This is a genomic window from Ferrovibrio sp. (assembly GCF_035304305.1).
In the GTDB taxonomy this organism is placed as follows: domain Bacteria; phylum Pseudomonadota; class Alphaproteobacteria; order Ferrovibrionales; family Ferrovibrionaceae; genus Ferrovibrio.
Genome location: NZ_DATGQG010000054.1, coordinates 176,661 through 201,739, shown reverse-complemented (window position 1 = coordinate 201,739; position 25,079 = coordinate 176,661). Strand labels below are relative to the sequence as shown.

Here is a 25,079-nt window from a genome sequence, read left to right as displayed (position 1 = left end):
TGCCCGCCGGTCGTCACCTCGGAGCGGAAATCGAAGCGCCGGTCGGCCATGGTGTCGCCGCAGGGCGTATTGAAGATCACCAGCTCCAGCGCGTTCCGCGCGTCGCCGTCCGGCGAGTCCAGCATCCAGGTCCAGCGGTCGTTGCCTTCGGTCGGCGGCTTCGAGGGATAGTGGCGCGGCGGCTGGCCGAGACGGTCGAGCGTGATCGAATCGCCGGTCACGCGCAGGTTCCAGTAGGGCTCGTTGCCGAAGGCACGCCAGTTCTGCTGCGCCGCGGGACCGCTCTCGTGGCAATCGGTGCGGAAATGCGTCACCCAGCCAAGCAGCCGGCCGTCGCGATGGAAGACCGGGTCGTTGCTGCCGCAGCGCTGGAAGGGTTCGGGCATGGTCGCAGGGGTGAAGATCGGGCCCTGCGCGGTTGTTTCGCCTGCTTCGGTCTGCACGGGTGTCCTGGTGGCGCCGGTGTCGATGCTGCATTCCCGGCGGCTGCCATCGGCCCCAACCGTCTCGACAAGCATCATTCCGCGGTTCTGTGGCACCGCATGGGCGACGTAGGCCGGCTGCGACGGGTGGGCAGCCAGGCAGGCATTCAGGCCGTTGTAGAGATCGGGCAGATAGCGGCTCCAGTTATCCGCCTCGGCCGTGCGGCGCGTGATCTGGATGTCATCGGCGGCGAAGCGATCGCCGCTGCAGGCGGCCAGCGCGACAGCGGCGCCCAGCGCCGCCATCCGGATGGCCGGCCGGATAGGATATGTCCGTTCCGCTCCCATGCCGGCTATTCCGCCAGAACAATGCGGCAGGATCGCGGCAAACCGCATTGCCTTCCGGCTGGGCATTTGCCCGGCGGCCAGCCCGCTTCATGGGCAGCCCCTGGTTCCGGACGGCCCTGGCGGCGGCAAAATCGCTGGCACGGAACCTGCTTCATGACAGCTGCATCCGGTGTGGAGTCGCATCGGGCTGCGATACCCCGGCCCCGGTTGTCTCTTCTGGGCCGGGTGGCGAGACGGACACCTTGCGCCGGCCATGAGGACTCTGTCGTCATTGCCGGCGCCTTTTTTTGTTCCGCGTTTCCTCCTAGGGTTCTCGCCGAATAAGAACCGAGGAAACCCCGATGAAACTCTTCTACTCGCCGACCTCGCCCTATGTGCGCAAGGTCATCGTCCTGGCCATGGAGACCGGGCTGGACGCGAAGATCGAGCGCATCCCCGCCGTGACGTCGCCGGTCGAGCAGCATCCTGATCTTGCCAGGGCCAACCCGCTGGCCAAGGTGCCGGCGCTGGTCATCGACAGCGGCGAGGTCCTGTTCGACAGCCGGGTGATCTGCGAATACCTCGACAGCCAGCACCAGGGGCCGAAATTCTTTCCTGCCGCCGGTCCGGCGCGCTGGACCGCGCTGCGGCAGCAGGCGCTGGGCGACGGGCTGCTCGATGCCGCTCTGCTGGTCCGTTACGAGGGCTTCCTGCGGCCGGAGGACAAACGCTGGCCGGCCTGGTCGGAGGGCCAGATGAAGAAGATCACGGGCGCGCTGGCCGAAATCGAGAGGCTCGCGCCGTCCTTCGGCGACCGGGTCGATATCGGCACGGTCGGCATCGCCTGCGCCCTGGGCTATCTCGATTTCCGCTTCGCCGACATGAACTGGCGGCAACAGCATCCGCAGGCCGCCGCCTGGGCCGCGCGCGTCTTCGAGCGGCCTTCGCTGAAGGCGACGGTGCCGGCGGCCTAGGCAGAGGTGGAAGGATCATGATGAGTGCGGTGGGAGAGCCCTGGCAGACCGACCACCGCATCACCCGGTTGCTGGACTACTGGCGGGCGAAACGTCCGGCCGGCGGTCTTCTGCCGGGGCGGGCGGCGATCAGCCCGGTCGAGCTTGGCCCCGGCATGCTGCCGCATGTGGCACTGATCGATGTCATCAATGGCGGCGAGCGGTTCCGCTTCCGGCTGGTGGGGACAAAACTGAATGCCGATGCGGGACTCGACCTGACCGGCCGGTTTGTCGACGAACTGAGGCCCGATCCGGATTATGCCAAATACATCACCGGCCTTTACCGGATGACCATACAGCACCGGCTGCCGGTCTACTCCGAAACCCGCTATCGCGCAGCCAGCGGCCGCATCGGACAGACGCACCGGCTGCTCTGTCCTCTCGCCACGGACGGCATCAGCATCGACATGTTCGCCTGCGCCCAGGTGACGGAAGCCGACGATCAGCGTTTCGCGGAAGCACCGACGCTGACCTTTGCCGCCAGCTTCGAGCCGCTTTGCGCGCTGGTGATCCCGGGCTAGGCCGGGTCAGGCCGCCATTGCCCGCCGCCTGTCTTCCACCACGCGGTCGGCCAGCTTGCCGGAGAGTTCCTGCAGATGATCGAAGCGCGCGGTGAAACTGCCCACGCCCAGAGTGGCCGAGCGCAGCTCCACCGCGAGGTCCTGCATTTCCGCTTCCGGCAGATAGCAGTCGATCTGGTCCCAGCCGGGCCATTCCTCGCGCGCCGCGATGCCGAGGATCTGGCCGCGTCGCGAGGACACGATGGCATGCACCTTCGCGGTGTATTCGTTCGGCACCGTGAAGGTGACGGCCTGGATCGGCTCCAGCAGCACCGGTCCGCATTTCGGCAGGCCTTCGCTCATCGCCAGGCCGCCTGCGGTGCGGAAGGCCTGGTCGGAGGAATCCACCGAATGGAACTGGCCGTCCGTCAGCGTTACGGCAATGTCGACGACGGGAAAACCCAGCGGCCCGCGCTGCAGCGCTTCCCGGATGCCTTCGTCGACGGCGGGGATGAAGTTTTTCGGGATGGCGCCGCCGACGATGCGGTTGACGAACAGATAGCCCTGGCCGCGCGGCTGCGGCGCGATATCGACCTTGATGTCGGCAAACTGTCCGTGGCCGCCAGATTGCCGTTTGAAGCGGGCATGCTGGTGCGTGCCGTGTCGGATCGTCTCCTTGTAGGCGGGCGCCGGCACCGATGTCCGTACGGCGGCGTTGAAGCGCTGCTGCAGCTTGTCGATCGCAAGCTTGAGATGGATCTCGCCCTGGCCGCGCAGCAGAAGCTGACCGCTGCTCTGGTCGACCACCAGACTCGGATCCTCCTCGCACAGCTTGGCCAGCGCCGCGGTCAGCTTGACCTCGTCCTTGCGGTCGGCGGGCAGCAATGCCAGGGCATGCACCGGCGGCGGCAGGTCCGGCCAGTCCGCAACCGGATCGCCATGGCCGTCAGCGGTGAGGAACTGGCCGGTTGCCAGCTCGTCCAGCCGGCCAAGAGCGGCGAGATCGCCGGGGACGGCCCGCTGCATCTTGTCGACATGCCCGCCCATCAGGCGGTAGAGCCCGCCCAGCCGCCTGCTGCCCAGCATGCCGTTTTCAGCCAGCTCGCCCTGCCACAGCCGTGTCAGGCTCAGTTTGCCGGTATGGCCCTGGTGCAGCGTCTTGAACACGGTGCCGCAGAGACCACCCTCCGCCGACGGAATGCCCAGCCGCTTCGCCGTCTCGGCATGATGCGGCGCGTCGTGGCGCAGCGCCTTCCACAGCCGCATGACGCCATTGCCGCGTTCGGCAGAACCGAAGAAGACGGGAACGATCAGATCTTCGTGCAGCTCCTTCCGGAGCTGCGCATAGATTTCCGTCGGCGCGGGCACGCGGTCTTCCAGCAGCTGCTCCAGCAATGCGTCATCGAAATCCGCGATGGCTTCCAGCATCTGCTGCCGGGCTTCCGTTTCCCGCGGCCGGACGCTGTCGGGCATTTCGACCAGATCGGATGGCTTGTTGTCGCCGTAGCGGTAGGCGCGTTCGGAGACCAGGTCGACATAGCCGGTGATCGTCTCGCCATCGCGGATCGGCACCTCGCGCAGCACAAGGGGACGGGCGGAGACATGCTGCAGGGCCGCCAGCAGGTCGCGCATGCGGATGCTGGTCTTGTCCAGTTTGTTGATGAAGAGGACATGGGGGATGCGCTTTGCATCGAGAAACCGCAGCAGCGGCGCCAGCGTCACGGCGCGGGAAGGATCAGGCTCGGCCACCACGATGGCGATGTCGGCCACCATGAGGGCCGCGAGCGCGTCCTGCGCCAGTTCCACCGAACCGGGGCAGTCGACGAACACCCAGGGATCGCCCAGAAAGCTGCAATGCGCGATATTCGGCTCGATGGTCATCTGCCGGGCGCGCGCCTCGGGCGCGGCATCGCCGACAGTGTTGCCCGCCGCCACCGACCCTTTGCGCGGGATGGCGCCGGCGATGAAAAGCAGGGTTTCCAGCAGGCTTGTCTTGCCGGCCGTATAGGGGCCGACGATGGCGGCCACCCTGGGGGCGGCAGTTCCGGCACTGGATTGGGTCACGGCGGGTCCTCCCTGAGCCACTGGGGTCAAAGGCACGACAGGCGGCCGGATGGCCGGTCTCTGCCGGCCTTCAGGAGCGGGGAAGCGCTACATGGCCACAGGATTCCACAGAGCGCGGCAAGTCCCTAGCGGAGATTTGCCCTGCTGCGAAGATTCTACAGCGGCCAGAGCATCGGCAGCACAACCATGGCGGTGATGAAGACGACGATCTGCAAAGGCAGGCCGAGACGCCAGTAGTCGGTGAAGCGGTAACCGCCCGGTCCCATCACCAGCAGGTTGTTCTGGTGTCCGATTGGCGACAGAAAGGCGCAGGACGCGCCGACCACGACCGCCATGAGGAAGGCGTCGGGATTGGCCTCGATCTGTTTCGCCAGATCTATGGCCAGCGGTGCCATCAGCAGCGCCGTTGCCGAATTGTTGACCATGTCGGAAATCCACATGGTCAGCAGCAGGATGGCGGCGAGCAGCCAGATCGCGGAAAGATCGCCCGAGAGATCCGCGAGAAACTTCGCCAGCAGTCCCGTCGTGCCGGTGCTGTCGAAGGCATCACCGACCGGCATGAGGGCGGCCAGCATGACCAGCACCGAGGCGTCGATGGACTGATAGGCCTCACGCAAACTCAGGCGCCGCGTCACGAGCAGGAGCGTCGCTGCCGCGCCGAGGCAGACGGCGGCCGGCGCGAGTTCGAGGATGAGCGCCCCCAGTCCCGCGAGAGCGATGGCGAGGGTCGGCAGGGCCGTGCTCGGCCGCTGCAGGGTCAGGTCGCGTTGCTCCAGCGGCAGCAGGCCGAGTTCGGAAATGGCATCCTCGACGCAGTCTTCCTCGCCCTGCAGCAGCATCACGTCGCCGGCATTGAAGCGCCAGTCCTTCAGGCCGCTGAAGGTGTTGGTGCCCTCGCGGGCGACGCCGAGCAGATTGACGGTGAAACGCTGCCGCAATCGCAGTTCGGCCGGCGTGAGGCCGATGATGGCGCCGTAGGGTCGCACCACGGCTTCGGCGATATGCAGGTCGTTGGCCTTGTTCTCCACCGGCACGTCGCGGCCCGGCTTGACCAGCGACAGGCTGAGCGGCCCGAGCAGCGGGCCGACGGTGTCCGGCGCTGCCTCGATCAGCAGGACATCGCCCGCCCGCACCTGCGTCCATTGCGCGGCACCCGGCACGGTGACGCTGCCGCGCTTGAGGCCGAGCAGCCCGGCATCGCTGTCCTCGAGGATCACCGAAACGTCGCCGAGCAGCTTGCCGATCAGCGGGGATTCCTCATCGACCGTGGCCTCCAGCAGATATTCCTGCACGCGGCCGGAGCCGGTGCGGCCGGCGGAAATGCGTTGCGGGATAAAGCGCCAGCCGATGAAGGCGACAAACAGCGTTCCGGTGATCAGGATGGCAAGACCAAGCGGCGCGAAGTCGAACAGTTTGAAGCCTTCGCCCAGGCGGTCGGCACGGATTCCGGAGATGATGATGTTGGGCGGTGTGCCGATCAGGGTCAGGACCCCGCCCAGCACAGTGATGTAGGACAGCGGCATGAGCACCATGCTGGGCGAGTGCCCGGCATTCTGGCAGACCGCGATGGCGACCGGCATGACCAGCGCCAGGGCGGCGATGTTGTTCATGAAACCCGAGGCGATGCCGGCCGGCAGGCAGAGCAGGATCAGGATCAGCACCGGGTTGGTCGTCCGCGCGGTGAGCCGGGTGGCGACCCGGTCGAGAATACCGGTCATGGATATCGCGCGGCTGATGACCACCGCCGCTGCTACCGTGATGACGGCGGGATGTCCAAAGCCGGCGAAGGCCTCTTCGGCCTTCACCAGCCCGAGCCCGACGGCGACGAACAGAACGGCCAGGGCCACCACGTCATGGCGCCAGCGGCCCCAGCCGAACAGCACGAGGGCGACGGCCAGCAGAGAGAGGATCTCGATCTGGGGAAGGGTCATGGGAGTGGTTAGGTTATTGAAAAGGCGTGCAAGTCGGTGATCCGTCCGTCATACTTAAGTCGAAGTCCAGCCGGCGAATCGTGACCGTTCGGGGGCCTGCCGGCGGCTTCGACCGATTAACACCTGGGGGACCAATTATGCTCGACCGTTACTTTAAGCTCTCGGAGAACGGTACCACCGTTCGGACCGAGGTGCTGGCCGGGATCACGACTTTTTTGACCATGGCCTACATCGTCTTCGTCAATCCGGCCATCCTGGCGGATGCGGGCATCGACCGTGGCGCCGCCTTCGTCGCCACCTGTCTGGCGGCGGCCATCGGCACCGCGATCATGGGGCTGTATGCGAATTATCCGGTCGCGCTGGCGCCCGGCATGGGGCTGAACGCCTACTTCACCTATGGTGTCGTTCTCGGCATGGGGCATAGCTGGCAGGTGGCCCTGGGCGCGGTCTTCGTCTCCGGTGTGCTGTTCCTCATCCTCTCGCTGCTGCCGATTCGCGAGAAGATCATCAATGCCATTCCGCTGTCGCAGAAGTTCGCCATCGGCGCCGGCATCGGCCTCTTCCTCGGTCTGATCGGCCTGAAGAATGCCGGCATCGTGGTCGACAATCCCGCGACCCTGGTCGGCCTCGGCAAGCTGATGACGCCGGTGGTCGGCATGGCGATTCTCGGCTTCTTTCTGATCGCCATCCTCGACAACCGCAAGGTGCCGGGGGCGATCATGATTTCCATCCTCGCCGTTACAATCCTCGGCATCGTGCTGGGGCTCTCGCCGTTCGGCGGCATCGCCTCGGCCCCGCCCAGCCTGGCGCCCACCCTCCTTGCCATGGATATCAGTGGCGCGCTCTCGCTCGGCCTGATCACCATCGTATTCGCCTTCCTGATGGTCGACCTGTTCGATACGGCGGGCACGCTGGTGGCGGTAGCGCCGCGGGCCGGTCTGCTCAATCCCGATGGCAGCCTCAAGCGTCTCAGCCGCGCCCTGATCGCCGATTCCACCGCCACCATCGCGGGCGCGGCGCTGGGTACCTCGACGACCACCAGCTACATCGAGTCCGCGGCCGGCATCCGCGTCGGCGGCAGGACCGGCCTGACCGCGGTCATCGTCGCGATCCTCTTCATCCTGGCGATCTTCTTCGCCCCGCTGGCGGGATCGATCCCCAGCTATGCCACGGCGCCGGCGCTGATTTTCGTCGCCTGCGTCATGGCCAGCAGCCTGGCGCGCATCGACTGGGAGGATCTCACCGAGTATCTGCCGGCAGTGGTCACGGCGATCATGATGCCATTCACCTTCTCGATCGCCACCGGCATCGGCCTCGGCTTCATCACCTATGTGGTGCTGAAGGCGACCACCGGCCGTTTCCGGGACATTCATCCGGTTATGGCGGCGGTGGCCTTCGTCTTCCTGCTGAAGTTCATTTTCACGTAATCCGGCGATCGCAACTGAATAATCGCGGAACGAAGCGGGCGGCTCTGCCGCCCGCTTTTTTTATTTCCGCGCGGCCAGCGCAAGCAGAATCCCGGCCAGCAGGATGACCACGCCGACGATCTCCGTTCGCGCCGGCCGTTCGCGGAAGACCAGATACGACATCAGGAAGGTGAAGATCATCTCCGTCATGCCCAGCATGCGGACATAGGCCGCCACCTGCAGCGCCATGGCGGTGAACCAGCCGGCCGAGCCGGCGGCAGAGGCCATTCCGACGATCAGGCCGGGTTTCCAGGCCGCCGCCACCCGGCGCAGCTCGCCCGGCTCCCGCCAGGCCAGATAGGCCATCATCAGCACGATCTGCAGCAGGATCGCATGCACCAGCGTCGTAGCCGCCGCCAGCGGCAGGAAATCCTCGCCGAGCGACAGGGAAGCGGCGCGGAAACCGATGGCCGAGACGGCGAACAGCGCGCCCGAGCCGATGCCGATCAGCGCCGATTTCTCCATCCAGCCGAACAGGAAGGCATGCAGGGCATTGTCGCTGCCCTTCAGCGAGATCAGCAGCACGCCCACGGTGCCGATCATGATGGCGGCGATGCCGCCCAGGCTGACCGGCTCGGCGAGGATCAGCATGCCGAAGGCGGCGGCCTGCAGCGCCTCGGTCTTGGAATAGGCGGTCGCCACCACGAAATTGCGCATCGTCAGCGCCAGGATCAGCAGGTTGGTGGCGAGGATCTGCGCCACGGCGCCGAGCGCCGTCCAGGCATAGAATTCCGCATGACCTTCCGGCAGCGCCCGGCCGGTCGCCCAGAGCGTCGCCAGCAGATAGGCCACCGCAAGCGGCAGGCCGTAGACGAAGCGGGTAAAGCTGGCGCCGTTGGTGCTCAGCCGCCCTTTAAGCTGCTTCTGCAGGCCGGTGCGGATGGTCTGGCAGAAGGCGGCCCAGATGGTGATCGGAATCCATGCCCATTCCATGGCCCAGAGGGGTAACCTGCCGGAGCGGGCGGAGCAAATGAGAAGCCTTGGCAGCCCCCTTGAGGGGAATTTGCCTAAATCCGGCCAGTCGGCTAAACCGCCCGCATGACAGCATCCCCTATCGTGATCGCCATCGATGGCCCGGTGGCCGCCGGCAAGGGCACCCTGGCGCGGCAGCTCGCCGCCCGGTACGACTATGCCTATCTCGATACCGGCTCGCTCTACCGCGCGGTCGGCAGCAAGGTGCTGCGCGAGGGCGGCGACCCGGCTGCGGCCGCCGCCGGCCTGACCGAAAGCGACCTTGCCGCCGGCGACCTGCGCTCGGAGGCCGTGGGCCTTGCCGCCTCGAAGGTGGCTGCCCTGCCCGAAGTGCGGGCCGCCCTGCTGGACTACCAGCGCCGGTTCGCCGCCCATCCCCCGGGGGGCAAACGGGGCGCCGTGCTGGACGGCCGCGACATCGGGACGGTGGTCTGTCCCGACGCGGCGGTGAAGCTGTTCGTCACCGCCAGTGACGAGGTCCGCGCCCGCCGCCGGCACAAGGAGCTGATGGAAAAGGGCGATACCGCCAGCTTCGAGCAGGTCCTGGCCGATCTGCGCCGCCGCGACGAGCAGGACCGGGCCCGGGCCACCGCGCCGCTGAAGCCGGCCGAGGATGCGCACTTGCTGGATACCTCGGATTTGGCTATAGAAGCCGCCGTTGCCGCGGCCGCAGAGATCGTCGCGGCAGCCCTGAAGCGCTGACGCTCGCTTCGGGCGGAGCAACCAACCCCGGGTCGCCGCGTCAGCGCCCTGCCTGCCCGCCCCGCGGATCGCCTCTGGCATCCGGCAGGCCCAACCACTAGGGGCTCCTAGGAGACATAATGGCTAAACGTAGTACTGCGGCGAAGGCTGCGGAAACCTATTCGGCTGACGAAAATTTCGCCGCCCTGCTGGAAGAGTCCTTCACCACCGCGAATGCGATGGAAGGCACTGTCGTCAAGGGTGTGGTCGTCAGCATCGAGAATGATTTTGCCCTGATCGATGTCGGCCTGAAATGCGAAGGTCGGGTTGCGCTCAAGGAATTCGCCGCCCCGGGCCGCGCGCCGGAAGTGAAGGTCGGCGACGTCGTCGAGGTCTTCCTCGACCGTATCGAGAATGCCCAGGGCGAGGCGGTGATCAGCCGCGACAAGGCCCGCCGCGAGGAAGCCTGGGAGAAGCTGGAGCAGAGCTTCAACGCCAACCAGCGCGTCGAAGGCGTCATCTTCGGCAAGGTCAAGGGTGGTTTCACCGTCGACCTGTCGGGCGCCGTGGCCTTCCTGCCCGGCAGCCAGGTCGACGTCCGTCCGGTGCGCGATATCGGTCCGCTCATGGGCCAGCCGACCCCGTTCCAGATCCTCAAGATGGACCGTCGCCGCGGCAACATCGTCGTGTCGCGCCGCGCCGTGCTGGAAGAGAGCCGCGCCGAAGCCCGTTCGGAACTGGTGTCCAACCTCAAGGAAGGCCAGATCCTCGATGGCGTGGTCAAGAACATCACCGATTACGGTGCGTTCGTTGACCTCGGCGGCGTCGACGGCCTGCTGCACGTCACCGACATCGCCTGGCGCCGCGTGAACCATCCCTCCGAGGTTCTGTCGATCGGCCAGACCGTGAAGGTGCAGGTCATCCGCGTGAACCCGGAAACCCAGCGCATCAGCCTCGGCATGAAGCAGCTGGAGGCCGATCCGTGGGAGGGCGTGAAGTCCAAGTACCCGGTGACCGCGCGCTTCATGGGCCGCGTGACCAACATCACCGACTACGGCGCCTTCGTGGAGCTGGAGCCGGGTGTGGAAGGCCTCGTGCACGTGTCCGAGATGAGCTGGACCAAGAAAAACGTCCATCCGGGCAAGATCGTTTCGACCTCGCAGGAAGTCGAAGTGATGGTGCTGGAAGTCGATCCGGCCAAGCGCCGCATCAGCCTCGGCCTCAAGCAGTGCATGGCCAATCCGTGGGATGCCTTTGCTGACAAGCATCCGGTCGGCTCGGTCATCGAGGGTGAGATCAAGAACATCACCGAGTTCGGCCTCTTCATCGGCTTGGACGGTGGCGTCGATGGCATGGTCCATCTGTCCGATCTGGACTGGAACAAGCCCGGCGAACAGGCGATCCAGGACTACCAGAAGGGCCAGGTGGTCAAGGCGCAGGTGCTCGACATCGATGTCGAGAAGGAGCGCATCAGCCTCGGCATCAAGCAGCTGGGCAACGATCCCTTCCAGTCGCTCGGCGAACTGAAGAAGGGCGCGGTGGTCACCTGCACCGTGGCGGCGGTCGATCCGCGCGGCATCACGGTCACCGTCGGCGACGGCGTGCAGGGCTATATCCGCAAGTCGGAACTGTCCCGCGACCGCGACGAGCAGCGTCCGGACCGCTTCTCGGTCGGCGACAAGCTGGACGCCAAGATCGTCACCATCGACGGCAAGGCGCGCAAGCTGACGCTGTCGGTCAAGGCGCTGGAAATGGAAGAGGACCGCAAGGCGATGGAGCAGTACGGCTCCACCGACTCGGGCGCCTCGCTGGGCGACATCCTGGGTGCCGCCATGCGCAAGAAGAAGGACGAGGACGCCGGCCAGTAAGCCGGTCCATCCCGGACATGCAGAGCCCCGGCGGAGCGATCCGCCGGGGCTTTTCTTTTCGCCCGGAACCTAGCGTTTTGCGGACGACATCTTCTCCAGCAGCTCCGCCTTCCGCATCATCAGCTGCTCGCCCAGTTCCTCGAGGTCGATGTCGCTGTCGCGCAGCTGCGGAAACATCTCGTTTTCCTCTTCCTTCACATGGTGCTGCACATACTCGCCCAGCACCTTGACCTTGGCGTCGAACAGATGATCGCGCGGGCTCATCGCCTCGATCTCGGCGATCAGCTGCTTGGCGCTGGCATGCTCGACGATGGCCTCGTCGACCAGATCTTCCTCGATCTCCTCATGGGCCTGCGGATAGAGCAGTTCCTCCTCGATCGTCGCATGCACCGTCAGCATGAGGCAGATCTTTGCGGCCAGCTTGCCTTTCTCGGCCTTGGACTCGAGCTGCTCGAATTCCTTGAACATGGTCTCCACTTCGCGGTGATCCCGCTTCAGCAGGGTGATGGCATCGGTGGGAGAGGCCATCATCTCGCTCATCGCCGTGCTCATCTGGCGGGCGAGTTTCGCCAGCGCCGGCGTAATCGTCATGCCGAACCGGGCGGAACGGCGGCGGGCTGTCGGGCGGCCGGCGCTGCGGCGGGATGCCGTCTTGCGTGCGGTGGATTTACGCGACGCCGCCGAGCGGCTGGCCGTCTTCCGGCGGGTGGTGCTGGACTTCGTCGTCCTGCGCGACTTGCTGGCGGTACGGGGCTTCGATTTCGTGGCGGCACGTCGGGCCATGGGGCGATCTCCTTGGGGAATGAAAGGGACACGGGGAGTTTTTCACTTTGCGCCCGTAACCCGACGGGCGCTGTTTCGTTCCCGTCGCCCGGAAAGCGGTGCGTCCGCAGTTTGAAACTGCGGCGGCAGTTCTTCACACCTTCGAACGGCGACGACGCGCGCTCTCCGAATCGGCATATTTCCCCGCGGACGACGGTAAACGAACTCGCGCATGCGGAAGCCTGCGCGCGCCGCCGAGACCTTGGCATGAGATGGCAATGATCCCCGAGCTCCGCGGACGCGTTGCTGGTGATCAGCGCTTGCGGGCTGCTCCCCGGAACCAGGTTGGTCCTGCGCTTTTTTCAGTTTCCTGATGGCAAAATGATGCTGTGGGGTATGATTCGTGCCGCTGCGCCCTATATCGCCAGAAGGCGGCGGAGCGGACCACCGTCCGGCGCGTGCGCCCCTGATCAAGGATCCAGACATGCAGGACAATTCGGCCGAGGCGGCCCGGCAGCGGGCACAGATGCGTTTCGAGCGGGCAACCAGCCAGGCCCGGGAAGCGGCGGCTGCGCTGAAGGATCATCACGATCGCAACGTGGCCGAAGCGGCCAAGGTGGCGAGGCTTAGGGCGCTGCGGCTCGCCCGCGACGCGGCTGCTGCCGAGGCGGAGCAGGAGGCGCTTGCCGCGGATGCTGCCGCCGGACTTGATCCGGCTGCCGCAAAGCCTTCCGCCAGGAAGAAAGCCGCTTCGCGCCGTCGGGCGGCTCCGTCCGAGAGTAACTGACGGGCGATCTTTCGCCGGAACGCTTCCCCACTTCACGGGTTGCCATGGCCATACAAATCCGTTGGAAGGAGTATGGTCATGTCCGAATCCCCGCAGCAGCATTACGCGAAAGCGACAACCCGCCAGACGGGCAGTTCAGAGGCGCGTGAACAGCTGGTCGACTGGCTGCGCGATGCCCATGCGGCGGAAGAGCAGTCCGAGAAGATGCTGACGAAGTTCGCCGGACGCATCGAGAACTATCCCGAACTCAAGAGCCAGATTCAGCGCCATATCGAGGAAACCCGCGGGCAGGCGCGCCGGCTTAAGCAGTGCCTCGACCGCTACGGCGACACCACGTCAACCCTGAAGGATGCCTTCGGCAGGATGATGGCCTTCGCCCAGGGGATGAGCGGTGCCTTCGTCGATGACGAGATCATCAAGGGCTCCATGGCCGCCTATACCTTCGAGCATATGGAGATTGCCTCCTATCGCATCCTGATTGCGGCCGCGGAGAGCCTGGGAGACACGGAAACCCGCAATATCTGCGAGCAGATCCTCGAAGAGGAAATCGCCATGGCCACCTGGCTCGAGGAGCATCTGCCCGAGATCACGCAGAAGTACATGCTCCGCACCGATATGCCCGGTGTCACCGCAAAACACTGATCCGGTTTCAGACTTCCCGGCCGGGCGGCGCTCAGATCGCGCCGGCCTGGCCGGGGAAGGCGAGGCGCTTGTCCGCAATGTCGCCCGCGCCGATGCCGACAGGCTGTTGCTCGAGGAAATGCAGCATGCTGAAGACAAAACGCCTGTCGCCCCGGGAATCGGCATACGGTAGGAGCAGCCGCTGGACGCCCTTCCACCGGCAAAGCGGCATCAGCAACCGTCCGGAATAGAAGATTGGCGAACCATGCCGCAGCGTTTCGTTCAGGATCGCGACGCGGCTTTCCACATGGGACGGATGCGCCAGCTCGTCGACATGGCGGCCGGTGCTCTCGAAGCCGAATGCCTCGACGATGGCGGTGCCGGACAGGCGGCAGAGAAAGCGGCCGTCGGTCTTGCGCTCGTGGACCTGGACCAGCGCGAGTTGCTCCGGCAGCAGTGTCGGTGTGAAGGGCGGCTGACGCGGCACGGTCTCGCTGCCGCGCGACTCGTTCCAGTGGCGCAGCATGCGGCGCATGCCATCGGCAGGAAGTGCGGCGAGGAAGGCAGTGTCCATCCGCCACACCTATGCAATCGCCGGCTGAAACAGAAGTTATTTTCCGGCAATGGGTGTGTGCGTTCGGATGCGCGACCTATACGCGAGCGCCCGCCAGCGGGTCGAAATACAGCGCGACTTTCTTGGCCATCTGCGCATCCTTGCAGCGATACCGCATGGCCACATACCCCTCATCGGTATAGCGCACCACATCGCCTTCAGCATCGAAGGTGATCTGGAGTTTCGGATTCTTGATCTTGACCGTCAGATTGAGGATTTCGCCCTCGAGGAACGTGCCGGTGATCGGGCCGAACAGCAGGCCGATGGCGCTCCAGTTCTTCAGCGGGATGCGCGTGCCCTCCAGCAGGACGTGATCTTCCGGTCCGCATTGCGTGCGCGCCGAGCGGCGCTGTTCGCCGGCGGCCAGCCTCTGCGTCAGGGGATCGAGAATGCCGAGGAACGCCTCGCGGCGATGGTCGGAGAGGCCCGAGCTGATCACCTTCTTGCGCAGTTCCTGCGCGATCTCGACCTTCTCCTCCGGCGAATAGGCCGGATCGGCGAATTCCTTCTCGAGATCGCGGTGCTCGAAGAGATACGAGATGTACTTCAGCAGGATCTCGCGCGGGCCGTCGCCGATCGCCTCCTCGAAGAGCTGCAGGCCCTGCATCAGCTTGGGTGCCGAATAATGACCCGGTATCAGCTTGGTCAGCTTCTCGGCGGTCACCAGCCGCACCATGCGCTTCTCGAACAGGTCGGCGGCGCCGAGTTCCAGCGCCATGTCCCGGTCGCGGGTGAGCAGCGCATAGGTTTCCTTGGTGGCGCGGAATTCCTCGGTCGGCTCTTCCGACAGCAGGGGCACGGAGGAGATCAGCAGCCGCCGGGTCAGCGCCACGATCGCCTCGCGCAGGGCCGGCATCGGATGCGCGCTGGCGATCTCGTGCAGGCGGCGGGCAAAGTCGGTGGCGTAAGCCTCGTCGTCGATGGCGTAACGGCTGTCCAGCAGCGACATCAGCTGCACGATGCGCAGCTTGGCATCGCGGAACCGGCCGAGCAGCTCGGGCACGGCGCTTTTCGCCGACAGGATTTCGGCAAGCGCCTCGTCCAGGACGGTGATGGCGGACGGATCCATGCCCTCGCCGAACAGCGCCAGGCAGCGCTCGGCCTTCTCCGTCCAGCTCTTGCTCAGGTGCAGATGCCGCGCCAGCGCCGAGAAGGCGATGCGGGTGCCGTATAGCGGATCGGATGCGGTCAGCTGGGCAAGCAGCCGGTGGGTCAGGGGCGTGGCCGGCAGGCGCTTCTCGAAGGCCTCAACCTGGGTGATTGCCGCGGTGGTGATGGCGTAGAGCTTCTTGACCTTGTCGCGAACGGGACTGTTGGTCGCCTGGGCCTGGGCGACGGCCGCCTTCTGGATCAGCGCGGCACAGAGATTCTCGGCGTTGTTCAGCAGCTTGGCATGGCCGCTATGGTGGAGAAGCTCGATCGGGATTAGCACATTCTCGTCGAGATAGTCCCGGCAGACGCGGCCGACCATCACGCGGGCACGGCGTTCCGATAGCGCATGCGCGTCCTGGCACAGAACAACGCCGCCCGATACCTCCGTAACCCCCGATGGTGCGCTCATGTGGCCTTCTCGACGTGCCAGTTATGCCGGCATTATGGCAGCCGCATGCCGAAAAGGAAATGGTAGGCGAAACCAGTAGGTTAATGCGTTGCCATCAGTACTCGTAAAAGTGGTTATCCGCGTCGCTTGGGGTGCCGGCGGCCGGGATTGTCCGCCCAGGGATCAGCCGTCTCCGGCAGCGCGGCAAGGCTGCGGGGCAGAGCGGAGATTGGCCGTTCGCCGAACTTCCCCAGGGTGATGAGCCGGTCATACATGACGATGGCGCCGGCGACGGCGACATTGACGCAGAAGCTGGTGGGAATCTTGATCACATGGGCGCAGCGGGCCACCAGTTCGGGGGACAGGCTGCCCATTTCCGGGCCCAGCACATAGGCGGCCTTGAGCGGGTGGCGGAAGCGCGGCAGTTCGATCGCCGAATCCAGCAATTCGATGCCGACCAGCTGGCAGCCCTGCGGCAGGGTGAGGTCGGCTGCGGACTCGTACTCGTACCAGGGCAGGGAATCGGGCGACTTGCTGGTGTCGGAGCGGGCGCGCTTGACCGAATACTCGGCGTCGATGGTGAACACGAAGCCGGCGCCGAAGGCATGCGCGGTGCGGAACAGATTGCCTGCATTCATCGGCTTGCTCAGGCGCTCGACGCCGATTCCGAAATAGCCACGCATCGCCAGTCCTGTCGCCGCCGTGTATAAGCCGCCAAAGTGAGTCCAGCCAGAACGATTCCAGCAGGAGAGAGCGCCATGAGTCGCCCCTTCGGTCCCCTGCCGCCCCCCGGCGCGCGGCCCTTTATCGTCGAGGTCACGCGTGGAGCGCAAGTGGAAAGCCGCCACGCCGTGGCCGCAGCCATCCTCGACGCCGATGGCGGCGTGGTGGCGAGCTGGGGTGATGTCGACGCGCCGGTCTTCCCGCGTTCGGCCAACAAGGCGATCCAGGCCCTGCCGCTGGTGGAAAGCGGCGCTGCCGACGCCTTCAGCCTCAGCAATGCCGAGCTGGCGCTGGCGGGCGCCAGTCATGGCGGGGAGGCGCGGCATACCGAAACGGTTGCAGCCTGGCTCAAGCGCATCGGCCTTTCGGCGGACGTGCTGGAATGCGGCGCGCACTGGCCCTATCACGAGGAGACCGCGCGGCAGCTCGCGCGTCAGGGCGGGCAGCCCGGCAACCTGCATAACAACTGCTCCGGCAAGCATGCCGGCATGGTCAGCGTGGCGCGGCATCTCGGCGAAGAGATCGCCGGCTATGTGCGGCCCGACCATCCGGTGCAGCGGCGGGTCACGGCGGCGATCGAGGATGTATGCAACGTGAAGCTCGATCCTGCGCTGACCGGTATCGATGGCTGTTCGATGCCGACCATGCCGCTGCCGCTGCGCAAGCTGGCCCATGGCTTCGCGCGCTACATCACCGGTCAGGGGCTGGCGCCGGAACGGGCGAAAGCGGCAAAGCGGATCGCCGCCGCGCTGTTGGCCGAGCCCTTCTACGTGGCCGGCACCGGCCGCTTCTGCACGGCAGTGATGCAGGCCGGGGCCGGCCGTTTCATCGCGAAGACCGGCGCGGAAGGCGTCTATACCGCGGCTTCGGCGGAGAAGGGGATCGGGATCGCGCTGAAGGTGCTGGACGGCACGGCGCGGGCCGCGCAGACCGCCCTCGGCGGCCTGCTGGAGCATGTCGGGCTGCTGGACGAGACCGGACGCGAGGCGATCCGGCCGCTGGTCGAACAGCCGCTGAGAAACTGGCGCGGCCTCGACGTCGGCAGCATCTCGCTGGCGCCGCCGGCCTTCTGAGCCGGCTTCCGTTCAGGCAGTGGCGCGCAGGGCGGCGGCAATCGCATCCTCTGCCGCCACGGCCTGCCGCACGTCACGCCCGGCGCGCGACTGGATCAGCCGCGCCAGCGCAATGATCCAGTTCGTCCGCCGCAGGAACTTCGCCAGTGCCGCGCGTGCGTCTGGTGCCGCTTCGGACAGCATCGCGGTTGCCAGTCGCGGCAGCCGCGGCGGTCCGCCCGCCGGCTCGTAGCGGGTCAGCGAATACAGGAACAGCAGCAGGTCGCGTGCCTGCCGCTCCGCCCTGGTCATGCCCGGCAGGTCGTGATCCTCGAAATCCAGCAGGCCGGGCCTGCCGTCGCGCCAGCTGAAATTGCGGATCTGCGCGCCGCCATGCCACAGCCCTGCGGCATGCAGGCGGCTCAACAGCGCCGCTGCCGCCTCGATGCGGCGCCAGCGCTCGTCGACATCGGCAAGACGGCCGAGATCGGATTCCAGCGCCGTGCCGGCATCGCCGAGCACCAGCCATTCAGGCGTGCAGCCGATGACCTCGGGTACCGGGAAGCCGTCCGCGGCGAGGTTGCGGATCGCCGCGGCCTCGGCGGCAAGCGCGGCGGCACCGCTGCGGCGTCGCGGCGGACGCAGCATCGGCAGGCCGAACAGGGTAGCGAGCATCCATTGCAGCAGAATCGACGAGCGCCGGCGCGGGATGCCCGCGGTCTTCACCCAGAGTTTGCGACTGTTCTGGCTGATGGCGAAGACCCGCGTCGGGGCGGTGGCGGCAAGACTGCGGATATGCGCCTGCAATGCGGGATCGAGACCCTGGTTCATGCCTTTTTCCGGCACTGCGATGTCATGAGGCCTGACGCTCACGCCCCGTTTCGGTCCTGACCATGCTTCAGCTGGCGGCAGCGTCCGCCGGCGGCTCGGCCTGACGGAGCGCCGCGAGGGTCTGTTCAATCACCTCGCGGGGCAGGTCGCGCGTGATGAACACGATCCGGCTGCGGCGATCCTCATCCGGCCAGGCGGGGATGGTCGCCGGCGGATGGAACAGGTGCTGCACGCCGTGCACGACGACCGGGCGGTCCACGCCGCTGACATTCATCAGGCCTTTCACCCGCAGGAGATTGTCGCCGCGATAGGCGGCCAGAAGGTCCAGCCAGGTCGCCAGCGTGTTCCAGTCGAACGGTTCGTCGAAGGTCAGGCAGAAGGCCTGGATGGACGCATCGTGCCGGTTGACGTCATGCGGATCCTGGCCGTCGCCGGCGTGGTCATGATCGTGGTGATGATGATCATGGTGATGACCGTGATCATGATGGTGGTGGCCATGGCCATGTTCGTAGGCTTCCGCGCGCAGCCAGTTCTGCGCATCGAAGCTCTTGGTCCTGGGATCGTACAGCCCGGCATTGAACAGCTGGTTCGGCGCGATGTCGCCATCGATCGCCGTGAAGATGGGCGCTGCCGGATTGAGATGCTGCAGGCGATGTCGCAGCTGCTGCACCGCCTGGGCGTCGGCCACGTCCACCTTCGTAAGCACCAGGCGATCGGCGACGGCGGCCTGCTTCACCGCCTCGCGATGGTGGTTCAGCGTGCTGTCGCCGTTGACCGCATCGACCAGCGTGACCACGCTTTCCAGTCGGCAGCGTTCCGCCACCACCGGGTCGGTCATCAGGGTATGCAGCACCGGTGCCGGGTCGGCCAGTCCCGTGGTTTCGATCACGATGCGACGGAAGGGCTTGATTTCCCCCTTATCCCTGCGCTGGGTGAGGTCGCGGAACGTCTCGACCAGATCGCCGCGCACGGTGCAGCACAGGCAACCGGAATTCAGCAGCACCGTGTCCTCGCTGCTGGAGGCGATCAGCGCATGGTCGAGGCCGACTTCGCCGAATTCGTTGACGATGACCGCCGTCTCGCCCATCTCCGGATGCCGCAGCAGGCGGTTGAGCAGTGTGCTCTTGCCTGCGCCGAGAAAGCCGGTGATGACGGAGACGGGAATGCGCGCGTCGGTCTGTTCGGACATCGGAAAACTCCTCGCGCCGATTATGCCCCATCCGGTGGCGGGAACAATGTCCGGTGCCGACTACAGCGCCCAGTAATTGAGGCCGGCCTCGGCTGCGTGGTCACGCCACATTCCCTTGAGATCGGCCAGCAGGCCATTCGGCTGCAGCAGGCCGGCAATAGTGGCCGGTGAAAGCGCGCGATACTGCTGATGCGGAACCGCGACCACGACGGCGGCAAAGCCGCTCAGGCCGTCCAGTTTCGGCGTCAGCATCAGGCCGTATTCGTGCTGCGCCTCGTTCGGATCGGCCAGCGGATCATGGATGGTGACGGCATGACCGAACTGCTTCAGGTGGCCGACCAGGTCGGCCACCTTCGAGTTGCGCAGGTCGGGCACATCTTCCTTGAAGGTCAGGCCCAGCACCAGCACGGGGCCGTTCTTCGGGATGCGCGACGAGACGCATTCGGCGACGTAGCGGCTCATGCCGTCATTGATCGCGCGTCCCGCAAGGATGATGCGGGCATGATGGCCCAGTTCCTCCGCCCGGTGCGCGAGATAATAGGGATCGACCCCGATACAGTGCCCGCCGACCAGTCCGGGCTGGAATTTCAGGAAATTCCACTTTGTTCCGGCCGCTGCCAGCACGTCCTGGGTCGAGATGCCCAGCTTGTTGAAGATCATCGCGATCTCATTGACGAAGGCGATGTTGATGTCGCGCTGGGCGTTCTCGATCACCTTGGCGGCTTCCGCCGTCTTGATCGTGGGCGCCAGATGGATCCCGCCGCTGGTCACTTTACCGTAGATCGCCGCGAGCCGGGTCGCGACTTCCGGCGTCTGGCCGGCCACCACCTTGGTGATCTTGTCGACGGTATGGACCCTGTCGCCGGGATTGATCCGCTCGGGCGAATAGCCGAGGAAGAAGTCCCGGCCGCAGGTGAGGCCCGACTCGGCGGCGATGATCGGGCCGCAGATCTCCTCGGTGACACCGGGATAGACCGTGCTCTCGAACACTACGATGGCGCCCGGCACGGCTCCGTGTGCGAGCGCCTGGCCGACGCTGCGCGAGGCCGAGCGTACCGGCCCCAGATCCGGCTTGTTCCCGGCGTCCACCGGGGTGGGGACCGTGACGATGTAAATGCCGTGGCCGGGCAGGTCGGCAGGGTCGGCGCTGAGCTTCAGGCTGCTCGAGCGCAGGGCCTCGGGTTCGGCTTCGCGGGTGCGGTCCACGCCGCGGCGCAGTTCCTCCACCCGGCCCCGGTCGATATCAAAGCCGATGACCGGAAAATGCCGCGCCAGCGCCAGGGCCAGCGGCAGGCCGACATAGCCCATCCCGATCACGGCAATGGATTCGGAGGTGGTTGGGGTAGGCGGCGAATCGGGTGGAATGGACAAGGAAGGACTTTCTGCAGGGAAACGCGTCGCAGGGGGTAGCCCGCCCGGGCCCCAGTGTCAATTCCGCCCGTTATCTGTCGGCTATTTGGGCTGCCTGCCGGGCCACAGCTTGACCCGGCAGGCCCGGGCGGGATAGAGCCGGGCATGTCCCGCAGGCTGCTGATCGTCGTCCAGGAAGCGCTGTTCTTCACCACTCACCGGCTGCCCGTCGGCCTGGCCATGCAGCAGCGCGGCTGGGAGGTGCATGTCGCCGCCCCGGCGGATGCCGCCATTGCGGCGCGGCTGACGGCATTGGGATTTCACGTGCATCCGATCCCGCTGGCGCGCGGCGGCCGTGATCCGGTCGCCGAACTGCGCCTGCTGCTTGCCATGCTGCGGCTGATCCGCCGGCTGCAGCCGGCGCTGCTGCACCTCGTCTCGATCAAACCGGTGATCTGGGGGGGTGTGGCGGCAAGGCTGCTCGGCGTGCCCGCCGTTGTCCATGCGATCACCGGACTCGGATTCCTGTTCATCCGGCAGGATGGCCGTACCGGCCTGCTGCGACGGATCATTGAGCGGCTTTATGCCTTCGCACTGAATCATCGCAACAGCGTGGCGATTTTCCAGAATGGCGACGACCGTACGCTGTTCGAGCAGCGCGGGATGGTGCAGCCCGGCCGCTGGGTGATGATCCGGGGTTGCGGCGTCGATATGAATGTCTTTGCTGCCGCGCCAGAGCCGGAGATCAATGAGAACAACCCGCCGATCGTCATGTTTCCTGCCCGGCTGCTCGGCGACAAGGGCATCCACGAATTCGTCGGCGCCGCTGAACGTCTTCGGGCTGCGGGTTACCGGGCGCGTTTCGTGCTGGTCGGACGGCGCGATTCGGACAACCCGACCGATATCGGAGAGGCCCTGCTGCAGCAGTGGGTCGAGGCGGGCGTTGTCGAATACTGGGGTTATGCCGAAGACATGCCGGCCATGCTTGCGCGCGCCCATGTGATCGTGATGCCTTCCTACCGTGAAGGTCTGCCGCGCGGCCTGATCGAGGCGGCGGCCACCGGGAGGGCCATCGTGACGGCTGACGTGCCCGGATGCCGCGAAGTGGTGCGGCATGGCGAGAATGGCCTTCTGGTGCCGGTACGCGATGCCGAGGCCACGGCGCAGGCCATCGCGCAGCTGCTCGATGACCCGGAGCTACGTCGGCGGCTGGCTCTGCGGGGACGCGCCATGGCGGAGGCCGAATTCTCGGTCGAGCGTTTCGTGACCGAGAGCCTTGCGGCCTATGAGCGCGTGGCCGGCCCGCTGCGGAGCAACCCATGACGACGCCGGATAACCTGAACGACTGGTTCTGGGCCATCGGCCTGGGGCTGGCGGCTGCGGCGATCACCGCGATCCTGCTACCGCCGCTGATAGCCTGGCTTAAGCGCCGCGCCGTGCTGGATCTGCCCAATGCGCGTTCCAGCCATACCCAGGCGACGCCACGCGGCGGTGGCATTGCCGTGATGACGGCCATTCTGGTCTGCGGTGCCGTCTGGCTGACGCTGTTTCCGGATATTCCCGCCGGCTTTGCGCTGGTGGGGGCGGCGATGCTGGCGCTGGTTTCGTGGATCGACGATCGCCGGCGCGGCGGCCTGCCGGCAGGGCAGCGGCTGGCGGCCCAGGCATTGGCCATCGCGGCGGTGCTTTACATGCTGCCTGCCGACGCGCGGATCGCCGGCGACTGGCTGCCGACCCAGGCCCTGCCGCTCTGGATCGAACGCGCGCTGGTGTTCCTCGCCTGGCTCTGGTTCACCAACCTGTTCAATTTCATGGACGGCATCAACGGCATCTCCGGTGCGGAGGCGGTCTCGGTGGGCGCGGGTCTTGCGCTGGTCCAGGCGGTCGCCGGGCTGGTGGGCGTCAATGCCGGGCTGGGGCTGATCGTCGCCGGCGCAATGGCCGGTTTTCTGCCATGGAACTGGAACCGGGCCCGGGTTTTTCTCGGCGATGTGGGCAGCGTGCCGGTGGGTTTCCTGCTCGGCTGGCTGCTGCTGGATGCCGCCATGCAGGGTTTCTGGGCGGTGGCGGTGATCCTGCCGCTTTATTACTGGACGGATGCCACAGTGACGCTGATTCGCCGTCTGGCTCGTGGCGAGCGGATCTGGCAGGCGCATAACAGCCATTTCTACCAGCAGGGCGCGCGCAAATTCGGCTCGCATGCCGTTGTTGCCTCGCGCATAGCCATCCTCAATCTGGGCCTGATTCTGCTGGCGCTGGTGGCGCTCCTCGGCTGGCCCTATTCCGGCGGGGCAGTAGCCGTGGCCATTGTCGCGACGCTGCTGCTTTGCAGGCATTTCGTCGGGGCGGCTAAGCCGGTAGAATGACCCCCTTGGAAAACGGCAACTGAAAGCTGTGGGACTCAGACAGATTATTTTCCCCCGCCTGAACCGGCGCGTCATGGTCGTGGCGCTGCATGACATCGTCATGGCGGCGCTGTCCTACCAGGCCGCGCTGTGGCTGCGTTACTGGCTCGCCGATTGGCGCTGGAGCCCCCTGCAGGCGTGGGAGGGCATGGTGGTCTTCACGCTGGTGGCGGCCGTAGTCTTCCGTTTCTCCGGTCTGTACCGCGGGATCTGGCATTTTGCCTCCATGCGCGACATGCTGGCGATCCTGCGGGCGTCCGCTCTGTCGCTGCTGCTCTTCCTGCCCTTGCTGTTCTTCGTCACGCGTCTGGAAGCCTATCCGCGCAGCGCGCTCATCCTGCAGTTCTTCATCCTGGTTGCCCTGCTGGCCGGGTCCCGGCTGCTCTATCGCAGCTGGAAGGAAGGCAGCCTGACCGGCGCACTCATTTCCGGTACTGATCGCCGCGTGCCCGTGCTGCTCGTCGGCTCCGGCCTCGCTGCCGATGCCTTCATCCGCGAGATGGAGCGCAATCGTCAGGCCGGCTATCGCGTGGTGGGGATTATCGACAACAGCGAAGGCCGGCAGGGCCGGGATCTGCGCGGCATCCGCATCCTGGGCGGAATCGAGGATCTGCCTTCGGTCGTCAACGGCATGCATGAAGGGGATCGGCCGCGCCGGATCGTGATCGCGGACGAACGGCTGGGCGGCGCCAGCATCCGCCGGCTGCTCGATCTGGCCGCGCCGCTGGCAATCAGCGTCTCGCGCCTGCCGCGAATGACGGAATTCCGCCGGGAGGACGAGGCGGCGCAGCAGCCGCGGCCGATCGATGTCGAGGATCTGCTCGGACGGTCGCAGCGCGTGCTGGACCGTACGCTAGTCGTGCAGCTGATCACCGGCCGCCGTGTGCTGGTGACCGGTGCCGGAGGAACCATTGGCTCCGAGCTGGTCCGCCAGATCGCGGAACTGAAGCCGGCCCTGCTGGTGCTGTTCGAGCAGAGCGAACATGCGTTGTACCAGATCGACATGGAGATGGCGGAGCGTTTCTCCGGCGTCCCGCGGGCCGCGGTGCTGGCCGATATTCGCTCGCCCGAACGGATCGAGCAGGTCTTCCGCGAATTTCGCCCCGAGATCGTTCTGCATGCCGCGGCGTACAAGCATGTACCGCTGGTCGAAGCCAATATCGAAGAGGGGGTGCTGACCAATGTGATCGGCACGCGGCAGCTGGCTGCAGCCTGCCAGCGTCACGATGTCGGCACCATGGTGCTGATCTCCACCGACAAGGCGGTGAATCCGACGAACGTGATGGGGGCGAGCAAGCGCGTGGCGGAGATGATCTGCCAGAGTCTTGATCTTTCCTCCGGCCTGACGCGCTTCGTGACGGTGCGCTTCGGCAACGTCCTGGGGTCATCCGGCTCGGTAGTTCCGCTGTTCCAGCGCCAGCTCGCCGCCGGCGGACCGCTCACCGTCACGCATCCGGAAGTGACCCGCTTCTTCATGACGACCCGTGAAGCCGTGGAGCTCATCCTGCAGGCCGCCGCTCTGCCGACGGCCGAGCTCGATGCGGCAGGAAAGATTTTTGTGCTCGACATGGGCGAGCCGGTTCGCATCCGCGATCTGGCCTATCAGATGATCCGCCTGGCCGGCATGCAGCCGGAGCGCGACATCAAGGTCGTCTTCACCGGTTTGCGGCCGGGTGAGAAGCTCTACGAGGAAGTGCTGCATCGCGACGAGGCGCTGGTGCCGACGCCGCAGGAAGGCGTGCTGCTGGGTGCGCCGCGGATCATCGATCACGCCGAACTGGAACGCAGTCTTGATGCCCTGCTGGAGGCGGCCAGATCCCGGGATACGGCTTCGGTGCTGACGCAGCTGAAGACACTGGTACCGGAATTCCAGCATGCGCCCCGGGGGCAGGACAAGGCGGCCGATGCCGGCGGATCCGGGCGCCCGGAACCCGCCAAGGCCTCCGCGGCGGAATAACCCCT

At 66.1% G+C, this 25,079-nt stretch carries 22 protein-coding genes; 11 read left to right on the top strand and 11 right to left on the bottom strand.

Annotated elements, in window-relative coordinates; translation table 11 throughout:
• Positions 1-728 (bottom strand): hypothetical protein (locus VKZ87_RS07255; protein WP_324220581.1); only part of this gene is annotated, 728 nt, incomplete at its 3' end.
• Positions 729-1,111: 383 nt separating this feature from the next.
• Between VKZ87_RS07255 and VKZ87_RS07250 the strand changes: the two genes are divergently transcribed.
• Positions 1,112-1,723 carry a glutathione S-transferase gene (locus VKZ87_RS07250; RefSeq protein WP_324220580.1) on the top strand — a complete coding sequence of 204 codons (612 nt, stop codon included), beginning with the start codon at positions 1,112-1,114 and terminating at the stop codon, positions 1,721-1,723.
• Between the two features lie 17 nt (positions 1,724-1,740).
• Positions 1,741-2,283 carry a PAS domain-containing protein gene (locus VKZ87_RS07245; protein ID WP_324220579.1) on the top strand — a complete coding sequence of 181 codons (543 nt, stop codon included), beginning with the start codon at positions 1,741-1,743 and terminating at the stop codon, positions 2,281-2,283.
• Positions 2,284-2,289: 6 nt separating this feature from the next.
• On the opposite strand, the gene VKZ87_RS07240 is transcribed toward VKZ87_RS07245, so the two are convergent.
• Together VKZ87_RS07240 and VKZ87_RS07235 are read right to left on the bottom strand one after the other, a co-directional pair.
• Positions 2,290-4,326: an elongation factor G gene (locus VKZ87_RS07240; RefSeq protein ID WP_324220578.1), complete on the bottom strand. Its 2,037-nt coding sequence runs from the start codon at positions 4,324-4,326 to the stop codon at positions 2,290-2,292.
• A gap of 155 nt (positions 4,327-4,481) precedes the next feature.
• Positions 4,482-6,257 carry an SLC13 family permease gene (locus VKZ87_RS07235; RefSeq protein WP_324220577.1) on the bottom strand — a complete coding sequence of 592 codons (1,776 nt, stop codon included), beginning with the start codon at positions 6,255-6,257 and terminating at the stop codon, positions 4,482-4,484.
• Positions 6,258-6,394: 137 nt separating this feature from the next.
• Here VKZ87_RS07235 and VKZ87_RS07230 point away from each other — a divergent pair, with 137 nt between their 5' ends.
• Complete coding sequence (locus VKZ87_RS07230; protein ID WP_324220576.1) at positions 6,395-7,684, top strand: NCS2 family permease; 1,290 nt, start codon at positions 6,395-6,397, stop codon at positions 7,682-7,684.
• 60 nt (positions 7,685-7,744) lie between these two features.
• Here VKZ87_RS07230 and VKZ87_RS07225 read toward each other — a convergent pair whose 3' ends face one another.
• Positions 7,745-8,656: a DMT family transporter gene (locus VKZ87_RS07225; protein ID WP_324220575.1), complete on the bottom strand. Its 912-nt coding sequence runs from the start codon at positions 8,654-8,656 to the stop codon at positions 7,745-7,747.
• 105 nt (positions 8,657-8,761) lie between these two features.
• On the opposite strand from VKZ87_RS07225, the gene VKZ87_RS07220 reads away from it, so the two are divergent.
• Both VKZ87_RS07220 and rpsA read left to right on the top strand, forming a co-directional pair.
• The gene (locus tag VKZ87_RS07220) at positions 8,762-9,397 is read left to right on the top strand and encodes a d(CMP) kinase (protein ID WP_324220574.1); all 636 of its coding nucleotides are present in this window, start codon (positions 8,762-8,764) and stop codon (positions 9,395-9,397) included.
• Between the two features lie 119 nt (positions 9,398-9,516).
• Entirely contained in the window at positions 9,517-11,244 is a 1,728-nt protein-coding gene (rpsA, locus tag VKZ87_RS07215; RefSeq protein ID WP_324220573.1) for a 30S ribosomal protein S1, read from the top strand.
• 69 nt (positions 11,245-11,313) lie between these two features.
• Here rpsA and VKZ87_RS07210 read toward each other — a convergent pair whose 3' ends face one another.
• Positions 11,314-12,027, bottom strand: coding sequence for a hemerythrin domain-containing protein (locus VKZ87_RS07210; protein ID WP_324220572.1), 714 nt, complete (start codon positions 12,025-12,027; stop codon positions 11,314-11,316).
• A 463-nt stretch (positions 12,028-12,490) separates the two neighbouring features.
• Between VKZ87_RS07210 and VKZ87_RS07205 the strand changes: the two genes are divergently transcribed.
• Both VKZ87_RS07205 and VKZ87_RS07200 read left to right on the top strand, forming a co-directional pair.
• Positions 12,491-12,793 carry a hypothetical protein gene (locus VKZ87_RS07205; RefSeq protein WP_324220571.1) on the top strand — a complete coding sequence of 101 codons (303 nt, stop codon included), beginning with the start codon at positions 12,491-12,493 and terminating at the stop codon, positions 12,791-12,793.
• A gap of 78 nt (positions 12,794-12,871) precedes the next feature.
• The gene (locus tag VKZ87_RS07200; RefSeq protein WP_324220570.1) at positions 12,872-13,435 is read left to right on the top strand and encodes a ferritin-like domain-containing protein; all 564 of its coding nucleotides are present in this window, start codon (positions 12,872-12,874) and stop codon (positions 13,433-13,435) included.
• Positions 13,436-13,466: 31 nt separating this feature from the next.
• Here the strand turns inward: VKZ87_RS07200 and VKZ87_RS07195 are convergent, their stop codons facing one another.
• The 3 genes from VKZ87_RS07195 to VKZ87_RS07185 form a co-directional block, all read right to left on the bottom strand.
• The gene (locus VKZ87_RS07195) at positions 13,467-13,988 is read right to left on the bottom strand and encodes a PAS domain-containing protein (protein ID WP_324220569.1); all 522 of its coding nucleotides are present in this window, start codon (positions 13,986-13,988) and stop codon (positions 13,467-13,469) included.
• Between the two features lie 76 nt (positions 13,989-14,064).
• Positions 14,065-15,588, bottom strand: coding sequence for a hypothetical protein (locus VKZ87_RS07190; RefSeq protein WP_324220568.1), 1,524 nt, complete (start codon positions 15,586-15,588; stop codon positions 14,065-14,067).
• Positions 15,589-15,701: 113 nt separating this feature from the next.
• Positions 15,702-16,250: an RNA methyltransferase gene (locus VKZ87_RS07185; protein ID WP_324220567.1), complete on the bottom strand. Its 549-nt coding sequence runs from the start codon at positions 16,248-16,250 to the stop codon at positions 15,702-15,704.
• A gap of 75 nt (positions 16,251-16,325) precedes the next feature.
• Between VKZ87_RS07185 and VKZ87_RS07180 the strand changes: the two genes are divergently transcribed.
• A complete protein-coding gene (locus tag VKZ87_RS07180) occupies positions 16,326-17,363 on the top strand; it encodes an asparaginase (RefSeq protein WP_324220566.1) in 1,038 nt (345 codons plus the stop codon).
• A gap of 12 nt (positions 17,364-17,375) precedes the next feature.
• Here VKZ87_RS07180 and VKZ87_RS07175 read toward each other — a convergent pair whose 3' ends face one another.
• The 3 genes from VKZ87_RS07175 to VKZ87_RS07165 all read right to left on the bottom strand — a co-directional run bounded on the left by VKZ87_RS07175 (position 17,376) and on the right by VKZ87_RS07165 (position 20,733).
• A complete protein-coding gene (locus tag VKZ87_RS07175; protein WP_324220565.1) occupies positions 17,376-18,173 on the bottom strand; it encodes a hypothetical protein in 798 nt (265 codons plus the stop codon).
• Positions 18,174-18,240: 67 nt separating this feature from the next.
• Positions 18,241-19,362, bottom strand: a complete 1,122-nt coding sequence (locus VKZ87_RS07170) for a GTP-binding protein (RefSeq protein ID WP_324220564.1) — start codon at positions 19,360-19,362, stop codon at positions 18,241-18,243.
• Between the two features lie 60 nt (positions 19,363-19,422).
• On the bottom strand, positions 19,423-20,733 hold the full coding sequence (locus VKZ87_RS07165) for a nucleotide sugar dehydrogenase (RefSeq protein ID WP_324220563.1): 1,311 nt from the start codon (positions 20,731-20,733) through the stop codon (positions 19,423-19,425).
• 144 nt (positions 20,734-20,877) lie between these two features.
• On the opposite strand from VKZ87_RS07165, the gene VKZ87_RS07160 reads away from it, so the two are divergent.
• From VKZ87_RS07160 to VKZ87_RS07150, 3 genes are read left to right on the top strand one after another with little or no spacing between them, the layout of a single operon-like run.
• A complete protein-coding gene (locus VKZ87_RS07160; protein WP_324220562.1) occupies positions 20,878-22,035 on the top strand; it encodes a glycosyltransferase family 4 protein in 1,158 nt (385 codons plus the stop codon).
• Positions 22,032-23,078, top strand: a complete 1,047-nt coding sequence (locus VKZ87_RS07155; RefSeq protein WP_324220561.1) for a glycosyltransferase family 4 protein — start codon at positions 22,032-22,034, stop codon at positions 23,076-23,078. Before VKZ87_RS07160 ends, VKZ87_RS07155 begins: the two co-directional genes overlap by 4 nt.
• Before the next feature lie 28 nt (positions 23,079-23,106).
• Positions 23,107-25,074, top strand: a complete 1,968-nt coding sequence (locus tag VKZ87_RS07150; protein ID WP_324220560.1) for a nucleoside-diphosphate sugar epimerase/dehydratase — start codon at positions 23,107-23,109, stop codon at positions 25,072-25,074.
• Positions 25,075-25,079 lie beyond the last annotated feature (5 nt).